The organism is Bacteroides xylanisolvens (assembly GCF_018289135.1).
In the GTDB taxonomy this organism is placed as follows: domain Bacteria; phylum Bacteroidota; class Bacteroidia; order Bacteroidales; family Bacteroidaceae; genus Bacteroides; species Bacteroides xylanisolvens.
Window position 1 is genome coordinate 4,429,601 of sequence record NZ_CP072216.1, and the last position, 18,609, is coordinate 4,448,209.

Here is an 18,609-nt window from a genome sequence, read left to right on the forward strand (position 1 = left end):
TTAATCTATATTCGTTAATAAAATAAAACTTTGAGCCTTGAGGATAGTCTGATAAGTTCCATCAACAGTTAATCCTGTCTGGACAGGGACGGGGTGTCCTTCATTGTTAGTTTGCCTATTCCCTTCTTCATATACATATAAAGAAACATTCTCGAGAGCAGCAGGCAAAGAAATATCCAAAGATCGATCCTCGTCTCCTATATTAACGGCAGCAAAAACATATTTTCCTTGATATTCTCCAGCAGCCGCATAAACACCTTTCGTGCGATCAAGCGTTGTTTTAAGGATATTAGAACCAGTCGGAAAATAACGGCACATCAATGACCAAGTGTAATACCACGGACGGATTTCTTCCTGCGAAGGGTCATCGAAGACTTCTTCTCCTAAGATATTCCACATTCCCCACAACTTAATATCTTCCGTCTTACCAGAATCACCGCTACTGTGCATTGCGTCATCCAACATCCAGGCAGCTATTCCCGAATATCCTCCATTCATTACCTCCATACAGAGCAATGGCATATCAAGACCATAAAAATAGTCGTATACCAACATATTAGAATCTGTACCTTTAGTAAACGGATGACCTTCGACACGCCGGTTATACTCTTTCATTAACAACGAATCTGCTTCACGCCAATATTTGTAACCGGCCTCTCCCAACACAATCTTTTTACCAGCAGGAATAAATTCCTTATAGCGAGCCAGAATCTCCGCATATTGCCCAGAACGTACTTCATGTTGTCCGGGATAGGCATGAATATCGTAAATACCGATGTGCGAATCCAAGTCGGTGGCCGCCTGTTTCACCCAGCCTGCCGCGTCAAATGGAGAAGACGGATTCTTGTAATCAACGACTGCATCAGGGCCGGCAAACTTCACTTTGCCGTCTAGTCCGGGATATTCTTTCATCTTATCCGCAAAACGGAGTAACATGGATTTCCACAGGTCGTAGTCACCGTCAGTTGAAGCCCAATTCCCATCAGGTTCATTAAAGATCACAAAATATTTGATACAGGAAAAGCCAAGATCATTGACCAGATAATTCAGGTAATCGACAGACATATCCACCCAACATTGTTCATCCTTCATAGCCCAAGTAGGGGGATTATATTCACCATACATCACCACAATATTATGATCCGTACAATACTGCAACAAGCGGGAAAGTGACGCTATATTACGTGTTTTATCATACTTTCCCGTCTGCGGATCATAATAACGAAAAGGACTGTTAATCATACAACGCACATAGCCCATACGCATAAAGTCAAGGCGTTTAAACAGTTTCTGCCAGTCTTCGTCAGAAACGGAGGCTCCCCATGACTCGGCTTCATCGTAAGGGTCCCACTCCACACCATTTCCTATGTAACCGGAAGTAACAACCTCTTGAGATACATTCACTGTCAGCCGGTTGTCAGAGTGCGTACATGAAACAAGCAACATCCCCACCACAAAAGTTCCTATTATTGTTTTTAAATTCATCATTCTGTTTTTAATAATCGTAATTAGTATACACTATCAGTGATTCTGCCGGCATAGTCACTGTTTCTCCTTTCTCAAGGTGAAGAATCAAGTTCTCATCATTCGGCAAAAGGAGACAATCTCCTTTCTGTTTCAACGTACCGTCCGAATAGATGAACTTTTTACAACCTGACAGAGAAGAAAGAACATTACTTTTTAGTTTTACCGTTTTCGGACTATCAGAAACATTCACCAAAGCAATCATATATTTCCCATCTTTTCCTGATACGGCAGCCTTTACGAAAGGCTCTCCGGTGGTGTCTGTTCTATAAACCGCAGTTCCGGCAGGCATATACCTGGTCAGTAACGACCAGGCATAATACCACGGACGGACGTTTTCCTCTTCTGCTCCGAAACATTCTTCACCGAATATATTCCAGAATCCCCAAATCTTCAGTTTGTCAGGTGCTTCATTAGAGTGCATGGCATCATCCAGCATCCAGGCAATGGAACCTGAAAAACCAGTATTGACAGTTTGAATAAGAGCATCTGCCATATCTGTTCCATACATATAATCATAAACAAACATCTGCGAATCTTCCAACGAGGCGTTAACTTTACTCCCTGCTCTACGAATATTCTCCTTCTGATACAAAGAATCAGCCTTTTCCACAAATTTAAAACCAATTTCTCCCATCACGATTTTCTTTCCTTCAGGAATCTTCTCTTTATAGGCAGCAATAATATCTGCATATTCTCCAGAATTAACGGTGACTTTAGACGGATAAGTATGGATATCGTAAAGTTCTATTTGTTCGTTCAACTGCACTGCACAGCTATCCATCCATCCTGTCTCCGCTTTATCCCAGATGGCAATATCCGGACCGACGATACCAACTTCTCCGATCAGGTCAAATTCTTTCATATATTGATAAAACTGCCGGACAGATGATGCCCAAAGAGGAAAACTCTTATTAGTGGCAGCCCAATAACCATTCGGCTCATTCACCAGATTGTAATAGCGGATACAAGAATATCCTTTATTATGAACCAGATAATCAACCAAGGCAGCTGCGTGACGAAGACTTTGACTGTCAATCTCTGCTTCGCGGGCACGAATGACACTCCATCCCCAATCTCCGAACATGACAGTCACATTACGACTCTGGCAGTAGTCTAACATTTTGGATAATACTTCCATCCCCCGTTCCGGCACCAATCTCCCCTGGTCAACAAACGAAGAAGTATTAATCATGATACGAATAAACTGCGGACGCATAAAATCAAGTCTGTCATACAGTTTCTCCCAATCGGCTTCCGAAATAGTTAGTTTACCTTTGCCATAATCCAGTTGATAAGGATCCCATTGCGCCCCATTACCTATATAGCAATCATTTAGCACCGTTTCCGTATCTATGGTGATTATTACATCCTGTTCTACCGGAGAACAGGATGCAAAAAAGGCAACTATAAAAATAAAGAAGTATTTCTTCATATTTTATCATCCATTAGTTAATCCTCATTTTTTGTCACGAGTACAAAGAACTTACGTGCCTGTTTAGCAAACACATCATAATCAGTATAAATATAAGTCCACTCATCCACACCATTGATTTGGAAAGAGAAAGCATTATTCGGCAAAGTTACCGTATTGGTATAACCTCCCCCCTGGAATAATGTATAAGTTCCCGGATTTTCGAGTACGGCAGTCGATTCATTTCCGTCCGAATCAATAAAAGTAATGGTACCTAAACTGTAATTACGAATCCAACGGCTCTCTCCTACTGGGATTTTCCGATAATACTTCTTCAGATCAATATCCGTCTTATCTGCCGGATTAGAAGAACCTTTAAATATAAAATCTGCATATTTCCCGTCAGGCCCGGCAGCATTTATACATTTCCCGGATGTGTTTCCATCATCTGTGATATTCTCCATAATAAAGGTCAGTGTATTGTCATACTCTTTTTCCGGGGAATATTCATCATACCAGCACCATGATTTGTCCATAAACGGATAAACTCTTCCGCCACCCCATTCCGGACCTGTACCACCATAAATAATCAAATTATTAATCGACCATGTACCTTCCAGACTTTCACGGAATTCATTCACATAGATCATATATTCACGTGTTTTTCCAGTTGCGGAAGTTACAGTAAGAACCGATTTTCGCTCCGGATTACTAAAATCCAATGTACTGCCTTTACCTGCAGAAGCTGTGGCTTGATACGACAATTCGATAGATTCTATTTCAACTTTCGACAAATCAGGAATAGCCCCCACATTAAGGGTTACGGTAACTTCCCCGGTTGTATCATCAATGCGTTCAATTTCAGCCTGTCCCACCTGGTTCTTGAATTTAAGACTCGTTACAGACCTCTCGTTATTCCATCCTCCATCATTCAAATCATCCTGCATGTCTTTCACACAAGATTGCATTACCCCCATACAAAGGATAAACAGTGTGTATTTTAATAGTTTATTCATAGCTCACGATTTTTTATTATTCTCTTAAACTTGGATTAAGATTAATCTCGGTTTGCGGCAACGGATAGAAAGAATATTGACTTTCATTTAGTCCGGCATCCTTCACTTCTTTGATTTCTCCAATCCTGCCCCAACGACGAATATCGTACATACGATCTCCTTCAAAAGCCATTTCAAACTTACGTTCTTCATATACTTTCTCCCGGAATTCATCTATCGGCAATCCTGGAGTCAAATCCCCCAATCCTGCCCTATGTCTGATAAAGTTTATCAGTTCATAAGCTTTGGTAGTCGGGCCGGCAGCTTCGGCATACACCATAGCAATGTCAGTAAAACGAATGAGAAAGGGGCGTGTACTAGTCTTATCCCCATCAAATTTGGGATCGATGTATTTTCGGCAGAAGGGGTACTCAAAATCACCGCCATCCGGTTTCCATTCCGCTTTTACCGTTCCATCTTCATTATACACCTTGTCCACAATGAGATCTTTCTTACGCAAATCGTTTCCATCAAACTCATTATAGAAATTCATTTCCGTACGATATTCTCCCCAACCGTCATGAGATTTTATATATTCATCCTTGTCTCCTTGCTTGATCCAGATAGTAGCACCCTCAATATAAGGAAGGAACATTTTGGATATCTTAGAATATTGTCCTTCTGCCTCTCCCGTTCTATCCATAGACATCAAGAAAATATTTTCTTTACCGGCAAAGTTCTCTACATCATAAATCTTGAGCAAATCACTTTCAAAACCATACGTATTCTGCGGATAATCCGGATCCAATCCTAATGCTCTTCCGGCATAAGTCATAGCATCTTGATAGAGAGAATTGACATCTTTCGCCATTTCCTTGTATAAAGGCACATTATTTGCTTTGGCAGAAGCTGCATATAAATAGATTTTAGCTAACAAAGCCTGTGCACCGACTCTATCGATACGTCCCATTATGGGGGCAGCGTATACAGGCAACAATTCTTCCGCTTTTTTACAATCGTCAATCATCAAATCATAAATCTCATCCATATTATTTGCCAAAGGAGTACCCGTTTGCGACAGTGTCTCCACTACTCCATAATGCATCGGTACCAAACCGAAGTTACGTGAAAGACAGAAGTAATTGTATGCACGTAAAAAATAAGCTTCACCCAAATACTGATCCTTTAGCTTGGAATCAATATCCGTACCCGGCATCTTCTTAATGACAGCATTCGCCCGATTAATAGCGATGAATGAGTATTTAAAGAAATTGACCAAAGTAGCATTGGTATCAAAGTTATCAATTCTCCACAGATTCAAGGCACGATTATCAACGGAGGCATCTCCTTTAGTAGTCATAATTTCAGTAGGCATATCACCGATGAAATAAAGAGCACGTGAATACTCGATATAGGTAAGAGTAGCATAAGCGTAATGAATAGCTGCCATTGCATCCCCCTCTGTTTTATAGAAGTTATCTTCGGAATAGAATCCGTAAGGCTCTTCATCAAGACTGCAACCGGAAAAGCCCAGGATACAGCTTATTAAAATGAAAGTGTATATATTCTTTTTCATATCATTTAATTTAGAATGTTATATCAAGACCTACTGTCCATTTCCTCAAGCGAGGATACCCACCGGAATAAATTCCGTTTTGCCCGACTTCCGGATCATACCCGTCGAACTTGGTAAATGTATATAAATTGGAAGCATTCATATATAGGCGTATTTTCGAGGCAAACACTTTCTGTTTAGGCAAATCAAAGGTATACCCTACTGTCAGATTCTGAATTCTCACAAAAGAGCCGTCTTCTATCCAATAGTCAGAAAAGCGAGTCTGACGTCCGTCACGCAGACTGGGATATTTGTTAGTCGGGTTGTCAGGTGTCCAACGGAGTGCGGCATTATGCGGATCACCAAAAGTCTTGGTGTTCAACACATCATTCCCAAACACACCATTCAGGAAAATACTCGCATCCAGTTTCTTCCAACGGAAAGAAAGATTCAGACTTGCCGTAAAATCAGGATTAGGATCACCGATAATACATTTATCGTTTTCATTCACAACACCTTGTGTCCCGTCCCCATCATACGTATTGACATATTTGAATTCTCCCGGCATAGCATCTTCTCCCGACAATCCTGCGTTAAGTCCTTCCGGCAAAGTCTGAATAATTCCATCACATTTATATCCATAAAAGACATTGATCGGTTGGCCAATAGCAAGTATATTAGTATAAGAGCGATACTGTTCACTCAAGTTACCGACAACTTCATATTCCATTCCCGTACGGGCATCTTTCAATAAACCTGATTCGACACTACTTCCCAAATCAAGCACCTTGTTACGGTTCATAGAGAATATAAAAGTTCCATTCAAGCTCCAATCTTTTTTATCTACCATAACTCCGTCAATCGTTACTTCAAATCCCCGGTTGCGAATCTTACCATCATTCACCCACATGCGGTCATAACCGGAAGAAAGGGCTAGGTTTCTTTCTCTCAACAGATCAGACGTCTCTTTATTGTAAATATCCAAAGTGACGCGAAGTCTTCTGTTAAAGAAAGCCATATCAATACCAAAGTCCCATTGCGCAGTTGTCTCCCATTTCAGATCCGGATTAGGAATTCCACTCCAAATTTTCCAGATTCCGTCTTGCCCGGACTGCCCTGACTCATACCCGGGACCGATAGCAGTCAGCCATTGTCCCTGATGGTAATATTTAGTCGTTCCATAACGGCTAAGAGTCTGATAAGGACTGATTCCCTGATTTCCCGAAATACCGTAACTTAAACGAAACTTCAATTCATCAAATGTATTTAGTTTCTTTATAAACTTCTCTTCGTGAGCTTTCCAGCTGATAGCTCCGGAAGGGAAATACCCCCACTTGTTATTCTTACCGAATTTAGAAGAACCGTCGGCACGAAAAGTGGCAGTAAGCAAATACTTATTATCATAAGTGTAATTCAGACGGGCCATTCCGGAAACCAGTTTACTTTTCGAGAACCCGTTGGAAATAATATTGTTCGCTTTCTCTCCGGCTCCCATATTCTCATTTCCCAATGCTTCATTCACAAAACCATTAGCAGTCAGATACGAATCACGATATTGATACCACTCGTAAGAATGACCTACCATGGCGCCCACTTCATGTTTGCCGAACATTTGAGAGTAATTGGCAAATGTTTCGGAAACAAAATTTTGATTCTCTGTGTTACCAATGACTCCCCTACCACGATTCTCCGTACCGACTTGGGTGTATTTCTGTGGCAGATACTGGTCGTTGGTAGATTTTCCATATTTATAATTCAACTGGCTTGTGAGACGAAGTTGCGGTATCACTTGCCATTCAAAAGCCCCGGATGAGATAACATCCAGCATTTTGGTTTTATCCTTTTTATGCTCGCGAATAGCGATAGGATGACTATAATCTTGAGCAGTAGTCTGATAATAAGTTCCGTCTTCATTATACACAGGATAAATCGGATTTCTCCAATACGCCATTCCGCCATTGTTATTACGGTTGCCAAGATATAGAATATTGGATGCACGAATCGTAAAGTTCTTATATATCTTATGACTGACATTCAGATTATACCCCCCTTTACTATAATCATCATCAATATACATTCCCTGGTCCGTATAATAATTAGCACTCAAGTTAAAACTCGTCTTCTCGTTAGCACTGGAGACAGAAACTGTTGTATTATTAGACACAGGCGCATCTCTAAACACTAATTCATCCCAACGGGTATTGGTTGTCCAAGTAGTCTGAAGCTCCTCAATAGACGGGTAATAAACACCGGCAGAATTATTTGCACCGATATAGAGCGGCTGTAATCCACCATTCACACGTCCCTCATTGTTCAACATTGCCATCATCACCGGGTCTCTCCACAAATCCAGTTTGGAAGAAAATTCGGAGAAAGTGAGCTGCTGTTTGACAGATACCGTCGTAGTTCCTTCTTTCGCCCTTCGAGTGGTTACAATTATAACTCCATTAGCACCTCTGGAACCATAAATTGCAGAAGCAGAAGCATCTTTTAATACTTCCATTGAAACAATATCATCGGTATTAATCTGTTTCAAATCACCGGCATCTCCCAATGGAAAACCATCTACCACAATCAAAGGTGAATTGGATCCGCGCAGCGAACTATTACCACGAATACGAACCGTTGATCCGGCTCCCGGATCCTGTGACGAATTGATTACTTGTACACCAGCCGCACGCCCCTGCAACAATCCTTCAACAGAATTAGCCGGTATATCACTTAATGCCTCCGGCTTTACCGTCGCAACCGATCCCGTCAAATCACTCTTTTTCACCGACCCGTACCCAATGACCACCACCTGATCAAGTAATTGAGTAGCATCACTAAGTACCGCATTTACCACCTTTTTTCCGGAAACCGATATTTCTATACTATTCATACCTACATAAGAAAACTCTAAAACCCCATTCACCGGCACATTGGCCAGAGAGTAATTCCCATCAAAATCACTGACTGTTCCTACAGCCGAACCTTTAATTTTAATAGTAGCTCCTATCAGAGGCTCACCTTGTACATCTTTAACCACTCCAGTCACAGTAATCTTGGAAGATGTTTGCTCTACCGCAGCCCATGCGGTAGAAAATACGGACAAAAAAAGGCATATCAACACAACTTTGCAGAGTGACATGCTACCAAGCCGTTTTTTCTGTTTATTCATCATAATATAAAATTTAAGCGTTGAATTCTTTACTGATAATTTGATAATACAAATATAGACTATAACCTTTCATTTTCATTCGCACTATTTACTCTATTATTATACTTTTTTGAACGATTTAATCTATGATTATCTATTTTTCGCATAGCAACCTCCCCAATGTACACATAAACAGTGTATACACATCACATTAAAAGACTAAAAGATAAAGGAGATTCAGTTAATTACACCTTGCAGTCGGTCAACAAGTAAGAGAGCAGTTCATTTACAGAGCAGGTAGCCACGCAGACATACTTATCCGCACTACCATAATACACAAAGAGCGTATCATCCACAATCACATTTCCCGTAGGGAATACACAACCGTTATAATACCCGTTTATCTCGAAGTCCTCTTCCGGTTCGAGAATTGATTCATGCGTTTTGGCTAGTATTTTCAGAGGGTTATCCAAGTCGAGCAATAAAGCCCCCACCCTATAATACCCTTTTCCGCCATGCTCCACACCATGATAGAGCATCAACCAACCCTTGTCCGTTTTCAAGGGAGGAGTACTTCCACCAATCTTTTCCTCCCAAGTATTTTCACGTCCTGTCAGAAGAAGATGGCTTTCCTTACCCTCCCAATCTAATAAATCATCCGAAAACTTTATCCAGATAGAAGGGTATTCTACACCAAATTTTTCGCCAATATACTGCTTGGGGCGATGTAACATAACAAATTGTCCGTTTACCTTCTCGGGAAAAAGAATCACATCGCGATCATCAAGCACCGGCGAAGTCAGACGTCCCAAACGGCGAAAATGGCAAAAATCTGTAGTAACAGCCAGCCCAGTATTACCTAAATTCTTAGCAATAGCTGCAGGAGCATACTTACCACATTCAGGAAGTAAAACTTCATCATGCCCAAACTTCCAATACTGCCCGGGTGGTACCGGCCGATAGGCATAAGTAATATAATACTCACCATCAAACTTCACAATACGAGGATCTTCCACACATCCGGAATCAGGCCCATCGACACTCGGAGAAAAAGCCGGCCGATCCGAGTGTCTTTCAAAATAAAACCCATCCCTGCTCGTAGCCAATCCCAAGCGGATAACATGTTCTCTATCATTACCTGCAGCACGATATAACATATAAAACATGCCGTTATCATAGAACACGCCAGGATTACAAGTCACCAAAGATTCCCAATCATTCTTTTCCGACGGAGAAAGAATCGGGTTTCCTTCAAATTTCTTTAATTTCATATATTCTATTTATTTTATTGAAAAATAATCCAAATCAATACGCTTAACGCAAGTAACACCCCTGCCCATACCTGATAGTTCTTATACCAGACTACTGTTTTCAAGGTTACATATTCTTCTTTCAGATCGCTAAAAGAAAAGGTGGTGTCAGTAAGCTTATCTTTACCCGGAGCCGCATAAAAGAAACTGCTTACATAAATCACCATTATACTGAATATCAATAAGAAAGGAACCATCAACAAAAAGTGCAAATCACCAAAAACCGTATTTTTAAAGAAAAGTAAAAGAACCGCTACTACCAGACCGAGAATCAATCCCATAAAAGCTCCGCCACCATTCACTCTCTTATTAAAAATTCCAAGAAGGAAAGCCGCTACGATAGGAGGAGAAATATAAGAAAGCATTTCCTGATAATATTTTAGAAGAGATCCGAATTTACCAATTTGAGGCGCCCATAATGCAGCTAACAGAATAATCACACAAGAAGCGATTTTACCAACCAATACCAGCTTTTTTGTATCAGCATGTTTATTAAACTTCGCATAAAAGTCCATCGTAAACAAAGTAGAAGTAGAATTCAAGATAGCACTAATCGTAGAAGTCAATGCAGACAACAGAGCAGCCAGCATAATACCCAGCAAACCCATAGGCATTAATTGCATCACCATATTAGGATATACCATATCGGGTTTATCCAAACCTGGAAATAAATCACGGGCAATCAATCCGGGAATAGCGATAATAAACAATGTGCTCATCGTGAGAAAACCTGTGAATATAACACCTCTCCGACCTTCATCAATAGTTCTGGCACTCAAAACACGTTGTACTAAAGTCTGATTATTAGCCCAGAAGTAAATACCCAATATGGGCATCCCCACGATCAGCCCCAACCAAGGAGTGGCATTATCGGACAACGGGCGAATCAGCTTCACCAATATATCATCGTTTTCAAACAAATGATAGAAATAACTTCCTCCCTGCTGAAAACAGAAATAGGTAAGCAAAACCGAACCCAAAATCAAAACTACCGCCTGTATCAGTTCCGCGTTAATGGCAGAAGAAAGTCCTCCCGGAATTGTATATGAAGCTGCAATAATAGCAAAGACTATAATAATCATCTGAAGATCAGCTTCAGGTAATACCAGTTTGATAATTAATGCGGCTGCATAAAGCGCACCGGCAGCATCCAGAAAAATATTTCCGATAATACAAATAGCGGAAAAGTAGTAACGGGAACGTTTATCAAATCTCTTCTCCAGAAACTCCGGAATCGTAAAAACCTTCGACCTTATATATAAAGGTAGAAGGAAAACAGCAAAAAACACCATAACTACAATACCGGTCAGGTTATAATTGAAAACGGCAAGCCCCGTATCATAAGCATCACCCGATTGCCCGATAAGCGTAGTACTGGATATACTGGCGGCAAACAGAGACAACCCTACAACCCACCAGGGCATGGAACGTCCGGCAAGAAAATACGATTGAGCATCCGAACTCTTTCCGTTCTTTACACCCCACCATATAATAAATAGCAAATATACGACTACGATTATAATATCAATAGTTCCGATAGAAAATGATTCCATAGCATTCAATTAGTTATTAAGTATGATTCACTTTGCAAATGTAAGGCATATAATGATAGTTTTTTGATATTATATTGCTTAATAATTATACTTTTTTGAATAGCCTGTTTTTGTATTATTATTATTCGTACATTTGTATCAAGTTAAATACAGTTCTTATGAAAGACATTCAAAAGGAAATTACTCCCATTTCTTCTGATGATTTATTCATCGTTTTAAATCATCCCAATGCAAAATTTGATTATCCGGTACATTATCACTCCGACTATGAAATTAATCTTGTGATGAATACGTATGGAGAAAGAATTGTAGGCGATTCAGTCGAAAAGTTTGACAATCTGGATTTGGTAATGACTGGCCCCAATCTTCCGCATGCCTGGAAAGGGGAGATTGTAGAAGGCAATCATGTGGTGACAATTCAGTTCTCGGACAAATTGCTCAATTTTCCAATATTGGAGAAACGACTATTCAGCCCGATTAAACAACTGTTACTCGACTCACAGAAAGGAATTAGCTTTTCTGAAAACACCATGCTGGCAATGAAAGAGAAAATTCTCCAGCTTACCCGGATGCAAGGCTTCCACACCGTTTTAGAGTTTCTCTCTATCTTGTATGATCTCTCCACTGCCGACAGACATATTTTAGTCAGTAATCTCTATGACACAAAAGACACGATACGTACCTCAAAAAGTAGACGCATTGCAAAAGTCTGCGACTATATAGAGAAGAATTTTGAAGAACCTATCAAACTGGGAGATGTAGCAGCTCTGGTAAATATGTCAGAATCCGCTTTCAGCCATTTCTTCAGAAAGAAAACAAATTGCACCTTTATTGACTATATCAACAACCTCCGTGTGGCCCGTGCTTGCCAGATGCTGACTGAAACATCACACACGGTAGCAGAAATCTGCTACTCGTGCGGATTTAATAATCTATCGAACTTTATTCGGATATTCAAAAAGAAGAAAGGAAACACACCTAGCGAATACCGTACAATCCTGCAACAGATGTTGATTAAATATTAAGTGCATTTATTTAATATCCATCGACCAACGATTTGATTTTTAGCTGTCGGGAAAAGTCCGTATATGAAATATCGGTACGAACTTTCACTATCTTATCTTTTCCCGGCATCAAATCGAAATAATTATCTTCAAAGAAATTATCAATTCCATCAAGAGACAAGTATACAGCTCTTGCAAAACGGTCTGCTTTTAAAGTCAATTCATATCCGTCAGGCAGTGACTTTAATTGATATGATATATTCACTTGCGGATATAACATCTCCTTTTGCTTCGTCAAGAAATAATTATTTGTGTAAATCGTTCCTTGTTGATCGGTAAGGGTTGCGGAGATAACAAGCTGATTTTCCGGTTGTGATTTTATAAATGAATTCAATCTGTGGGACATAACGACTTTACTTTCATTAGCAGGAATAGTTACCGATCTTCTGATTGAATTAACAAGCTTTCCTTCCATGTCACAGACTTCCAGTTCCAGTATAGCGCTCGTTTTCCTTAATCTATCAGATACAATATATACATCAAGCCTGTCATTATTAACTATGGGAGATACAAGCACGTCCCGAAAAGCTGCCTTGGCAAAATAATGTTGCGCTTTCCAACGTCCGTAGTAATCACGGCTCGACCACGAAGCAACCGGCCAGCAATCATTATGTTGCCAAAATAATGTCCCCATACAGTAAGGCATATCCCTGCGATGTGCTTCAATAGCCGTCTTAATAGCATCCCCTTGCAGTACAAGGTTCATATACAGAAATGATTCGAAATCTTTAGGTTTGCGATATTCGTTCAGCAAATAGTCTTCAATCAGTTTGTTCGCGAACTCACCTCCCCGTTGATGAGACATCATTACCTCGGAAGTTATTTCCCAGTCTTCAGGGTACGGAGCATACATTTTGACCGACTCAAATTCGGGAAAAGATTGAAAACCATATTCACTAAAGAAACGACTACGCACCTTATTATATTCGGAGATCGGCTTTTTTGCATGCCATACAGCCCAATAATGCGTATCCCCTTTATTATTCTCGGAAACTCCGTCATAACGACTGAAGGGCGACGAAGGCCAATAAAATGTTTCAGGGCTATTTTCTGTCACCACTTCCGGTAGCATTTTATGAAACAGATCTTCATACTGCTGCCAGATAATCCGGGCATACTCCGGATTCTGCTTCGCATAGTTTTCTTTCCAATTCCAACCAAACCAAGCTTCCAGGCATTCATTATTACCACACCATAAAGCAAGAGAAGGGTGATTGCGCAAACGGCGAACATTATCAATCGCTTCCTGACGAATATTTTCCAGCAATTCACCTTCGGAGGGATATACGCTGCAGGCAAACATAAAATCCTGCCACACAAGAATACCATATTTATCGCATAATTCGTAGAAATAATCATCTTCATAAGTCCCTCCACCCCACACACGCAAAGTATTCATATTAGCATTGACAGCATCCAGGATCGTTTTCTCATACAGTTCCTTCGTCACACGAGGCAGAAAATTATCACAAGGGATATAATTAGCCCCTTTGGAAAATACAGGTATTCCATTAAGTTGAAAATAGAATGATCTTCCCTCTTTATCCTCCTTACGTATAACTTTTAATGAACGTATTCCTGTAGAAGTTATAAGACAGTCCTTATTTTGCTCGTTTGTTTTTACTTCGGTCCGGAATTCATATAGATTGGCTTTTCCAAGTCCATTGCTCCACCACAAATTAGGATTCTTTATAAAGAAGTTTACAGCAATCTTATTCAATCCTTTTGTCAGGCAGGTAGCAGTAGCACCATAAATCTTTCCAGTCTTATTGTCTCTGACCGTAACTTCAGCCTTCTCAATATCTTTATCGGCTAGTATTTCTACAATATTACTAATGTCGGCATGTTTATAAGAAACCTCTTTTTGCCGGATAAACACATTTTCTATCCGCAAATCATCCCATGCTTCTAATAAAACAGGTCTCCAGATACCAGAAGTTACCAGGCGAGGTCCCCAGTCCCAACCATAATGATAGCCTGCCTTACGGGCAAAAACACTAACCTTTCTATTGAATACTCCTCCATTCTCCGACTGGTCGTTGATTGCCTCATAGTGAAAAGGCAGCGCATCCCATTTAGGCATATCCCGTTTAATAGGAGAATGGAAATATATCCTTAATTTATTATCCTTTGCTTTCAGTTTATCTTTTACGGGAAGTTTCCATTCACGAAACATATTGTCTGCCTCCAATATCTTTTCTCCATTCAAATAGACATCCGCATAAGTATCAAGCCCTTTAAAATAAAGCCGTATATTGTTTTTATCCATCAATTCGGGTGCTACATCGAAGGTTGTTTCATAAATCCAGTCTTCCTTATCAACCCACTGTACACCTCTTTCATTTAAGCGATAAAAAGGATCTTCAATGATTTTATTATCAATCAAGTCAGTGTGTACTACTCCCGGGACTGTAGCAGGATACCAGTTAGAAAGACGAGCTTGTTTAAACCTCCATCCCGAATGGAGTTCTTTCTGAAGTGTATTGGCAGATATGTTACCATTCAGAGTGGAAAATGTAGTGACCATAGCTAGTGCAACCATCTTTAAATAAATTATCCTTGTTGATTTTCTCATAACAACTTTATTGTGTATTAGATTTCCATTTAAAATAACGTTGCAAACATAGGCAATTGTCAATCAATATTTTAATACTATATTACTTAATCATTATACTTTCTTGAAAAGGGTAATAGGAATTTATTTTATTTAAATAAACAACTGCTTATCGACTTGATAATATATACTTTCAATGTTCTATTTTTAATATTATACAAGGAAATGGCCAATTAGAAAATAACGAACCGGAAAATAAACTGCATAAATAAATGCATGAGCATACAAAAAGATGCCTAATATTGCATAAAAGCAAACAGGATATGCATCTTTCTCTATTCAGAAACCGCTCATTGCTTTAAAACCAACGAAGTGTTCCTCGGTGTGCATCGACTTGTTCCTCACCGAGGAAGCTATCGTTCCCCGGTGAAGAAGATAAAAATGGACTATTAAGAAACATTTTTTTCTCTAGTTTACCATAATATATCGGACAGGAAAAAACAATAAAATGATTAGTTATTCGGGCATCTGTTCTCCAAATAACAAAAATAATCAAAAATCTATCGCAGCTTGATTGGCATATTTTCGAAACAGCAGAAATAGAGAATCGTGTAATTACAAATGCAGGACATTTTCCTGCTTTTCTTTACCAAACTGCAATTCACGTCCTTCTTCCAATGATTAAATATTCCTTTTTTAAGAAGGTTATTGATTCCTTCAGAAGGCTCTTTCAACTTTTATCCTTCAATAGTTCTTTTGTCTTATCCGCCAAAAACAGGGGGATATTAATCAAATTACCATCTTGTTTCAAATTCAGCATTGAATAGCGAATCAGGTAAGCGGGTTGGAAAAGCTTCTCATAATGAATCACACTTTTGATATCAGAAATGTGATAACTTACACATTTCTGATATGAGTTTCGTGCGAATCTACACATTATCCATATAAAACGAAAGAAAAACTCTGAATATTAGCTTGCCAACAGCTCCCTGTTTATTTAAAAGTAATCATCAACTGTTCATCAACACCTTTATCAGGTATTCTCACACTACAGACACCTGTTTCTTTATCCCAACTCCACACCACAGATTCCGTGTCATTCTCCAGATTTTCTTCCAAACGTTCCGGTTTAGTTTTCTTTATCTTCTTTCCTTTGACAGTTACCTCTTTCGGGGCTTTCGCAGAATAAATACGGAACAACAGATTTCTCGGACCGGGGACAGTGTATCCTTTTCCTTCACGGGCAGAGACGGTCAGTTTATATCCATTTGCCAGAGTGCTGCAAATAATCGGTGTTTTGACAAATTCATCACGCTGGTACCCTAAGTCTTCTCCTTCATCTTCGTAGAGAGTAAAGGCAGCCTGTGCACCTTCCTGTGCGGGGAAGATTTCAAAAGTAAGTGGATATACCGGTTTCTCATGGGTGTAGTTCATCACCGGCATGGTGGGGATGATGGAACCTTGCTTCACAAATATAGGAACAGAGGACAAGGGAGCGTCAACGGTAGTCCATTGCTCTCCGGTGTAGACTGTCTGCTTGTTGTTGTAGTCTATCCATGTACCTTCGGGAAGATACACGTTCTTTGTGCGGGCACCTTTCTTCACCACAGGGGCTACCAGTAATTCACGGCCGAACATGAATTGGGCATCCGTAGAAAAAGTTTCCATATCCATTGGATATTCCAGAAATAGAGGCCGCATGATAGGCAATCCTGTATCATACGCTTCGCGGGCGTAAGTGTAGATATACGGTAACAAACGATATTTCAGTTCGATAGCTGCTTTCGCGTTCTTTTCCGCTTCCGGTCCGAAAAGCCATGGTTCCACCGGATTATCTCCCTCATGATGAATACGGCTCAAAGGATTGAATGCACCGAATTGAATCCAACGGGTATAGAGTTCCGCCATAGCCGGATAATCCTCAATATCCCCACAGTAACCGGTAATATCACAGGAAGAAAATGGGATTAATCCCAAACCTGCGGAAAGCATTACAGGAATCTGATTGGCTAATTGTCCCCAACCTTGCAATACGTCGTCTCCGTTTCCGCTATCACCCGTCCAGCCGAACGTATAACGTTGCAATCCGGCATAAGCAGCACGAGTCATTTGAAAAACACGACGGTCCGGATTCCTCTTTTCAAATTGCTCCTTCACCACTTTGTCCCAGGTCAGGCCATAGACGTTATGGATTTCATCGTGCATACCCAAATGGTGCTTCATCACCAGGCGTTCCGTCTGCTCTTCGTTACTCCAGGCAGGTTCGCCCATATCTGTCCAGAAGCCGGAGATACCATCATCAATAGGTTTCTGCTGATAAGCCCCCCACCAGTCGGCTACGGCAGGCAGGGTGAAGTCCACCACTCCGCAGTTCCCACCCCACGGCCAGGGCATATCGTAGCTTTTGCCGTTCGTATTGTCCTTTACAAAATAGCCTAAGCGGTCAGCTTCTTCCCATTGTTTTTTATTGGCTTGTGCAATTACCGGGTCTTGAGATACGACTACCTTAAAACCCATCTCCTTCAAATCCGAAAGCATCTTTTTGGGGTTTTCATAGTTTCCTTTGCGCCATTCGAAATCCTGCAAGTATTCTGTCCAGCCGATATCCTGATAGATAATATCACAAGGGATTCCCCGTTTCCGGTAGCCTTCGGCTATTTCACGGCTTAACTTTTCACTTGTCAACAGACCGCGGCATTGGGCAAAACCCAACGCCCATTTCGGCGGCATGATAGGTTTTCCGGTCAGTCCGACATATTGGCTGATGATTTCTTTATAGTCTTTACCGAAGATAAAGTAATATACCATTTCCCCGTTCGGCGCTTCAAAACTGTAATAATCACGGCTTTCCGTTCCGAATTTGAATTCTGTCTTATAGGTGTTATCAAGAAAAATACCATACCGATAATTGCTCATAAAGAAAGGAATACTCTTGTAAAGAGGATCTTCTACCACACTATAACAAGGTTTGTCACTATTCCACATCTTATAAGACTCGCCACGACGATCCATCTTTCCCGCTTTCTCACCAAGTCCGAAGAAGTGCTCGTCACGACGAAGCACTTTATATTCCACCTTCTTCGTTCCTTCACTGACATGGCCTTTATCGGCATAATCACTAAACAGAAGTTTCTGATATTTATCGAATATCTGAAGACTCATCGGAGATTTATTCACCCGGATACGCAACTTCGGAGTAAATATCTCGTAACAGGCCGCCTGTTCATCCACATGAATAGTTCCTACCTCTTCCAGTTCTTCATTAATCACTGCAAACGAAGCATTTCTTCGTTGCAATTGCCCATCGGGTGAGAACCAGATTTTCACGACGGAAGAGCTGCAAAGTTGCAATTGCAAGGCGGCACTGTCCGCCAAGTGAAAAGTCACCTGACGTCCCTGCTGTGTAAAAGAAGTGCATGTACGTATCTCATTTTCCGCCCAAACCCATGTTGGAAACATCAGACACAACACCCACACCCATAATCTATATCTAATCATCAT

General features: G+C 40.5%; 10 protein-coding genes. 1 reads left to right on the forward strand and 9 read right to left on the reverse strand.

All coding sequences use genetic code 11. From position 1 onward, the window contains the following. The 7 genes from INE92_RS18680 to INE92_RS18710 all read right to left on the reverse strand — a co-directional run bounded on the left by INE92_RS18680 (window position 1) and on the right by INE92_RS18710 (window position 11,490). Window positions 1–1,485 (reverse strand): hypothetical protein, encoded by a 1,485-nt coding sequence (locus tag INE92_RS18680; protein ID WP_008019539.1) that lies wholly within the window; start codon window positions 1,483–1,485, stop codon window positions 1–3. Window positions 1,486–1,495: 10 nt separating this feature from the next. Then, window positions 1,496–2,959: a hypothetical protein gene (locus tag INE92_RS18685; protein ID WP_004317436.1), complete on the reverse strand. Its 1,464-nt coding sequence runs from the start codon at window positions 2,957–2,959 to the stop codon at window positions 1,496–1,498. Window positions 2,960–2,976: 17 nt separating this feature from the next. Beyond that, window positions 2,977–3,954 carry a hypothetical protein gene (locus tag INE92_RS18690; RefSeq protein WP_004317434.1) on the reverse strand — a complete coding sequence of 326 codons (978 nt, stop codon included), beginning with the start codon at window positions 3,952–3,954 and terminating at the stop codon, window positions 2,977–2,979. Between the two features lie 16 nt (window positions 3,955–3,970). Continuing rightward, entirely contained in the window at window positions 3,971–5,509 is a 1,539-nt protein-coding gene (locus INE92_RS18695; RefSeq protein WP_004317432.1) for a RagB/SusD family nutrient uptake outer membrane protein, read from the reverse strand. Between the two features lie 10 nt (window positions 5,510–5,519). Then, window positions 5,520–8,648 carry a SusC/RagA family TonB-linked outer membrane protein gene (locus tag INE92_RS18700; protein WP_004302753.1) on the reverse strand — a complete coding sequence of 1,043 codons (3,129 nt, stop codon included), beginning with the start codon at window positions 8,646–8,648 and terminating at the stop codon, window positions 5,520–5,522. A gap of 224 nt (window positions 8,649–8,872) precedes the next feature. Beyond that, on the reverse strand, window positions 8,873–9,898 hold the full coding sequence (locus tag INE92_RS18705; protein ID WP_008018960.1) for a glycoside hydrolase family 130 protein: 1,026 nt from the start codon (window positions 9,896–9,898) through the stop codon (window positions 8,873–8,875). Window positions 9,899–9,912: 14 nt separating this feature from the next. After that, entirely contained in the window at window positions 9,913–11,490 is a 1,578-nt protein-coding gene (locus INE92_RS18710) for a sodium:solute symporter (protein ID WP_004317423.1), read from the reverse strand. A gap of 158 nt (window positions 11,491–11,648) precedes the next feature. Between INE92_RS18710 and INE92_RS18715 the strand changes: the two genes are divergently transcribed. Then, on the forward strand, window positions 11,649–12,515 hold the full coding sequence (locus INE92_RS18715; protein WP_004317421.1) for an AraC family transcriptional regulator: 867 nt from the start codon (window positions 11,649–11,651) through the stop codon (window positions 12,513–12,515). A 10-nt stretch (window positions 12,516–12,525) separates the two neighbouring features. Here INE92_RS18715 and INE92_RS18720 read toward each other — a convergent pair whose 3' ends face one another. After that, a complete protein-coding gene (locus INE92_RS18720; RefSeq protein WP_008770514.1) occupies window positions 12,526–15,129 on the reverse strand; it encodes a beta-mannosidase in 2,604 nt (867 codons plus the stop codon). A gap of 972 nt (window positions 15,130–16,101) precedes the next feature. Continuing rightward, window positions 16,102–18,606, reverse strand: coding sequence for a glycoside hydrolase family 31 protein (locus INE92_RS18725; protein WP_008997588.1), 2,505 nt, complete (start codon window positions 18,604–18,606; stop codon window positions 16,102–16,104). Window positions 18,607–18,609: the final 3 nt, after the last annotated feature.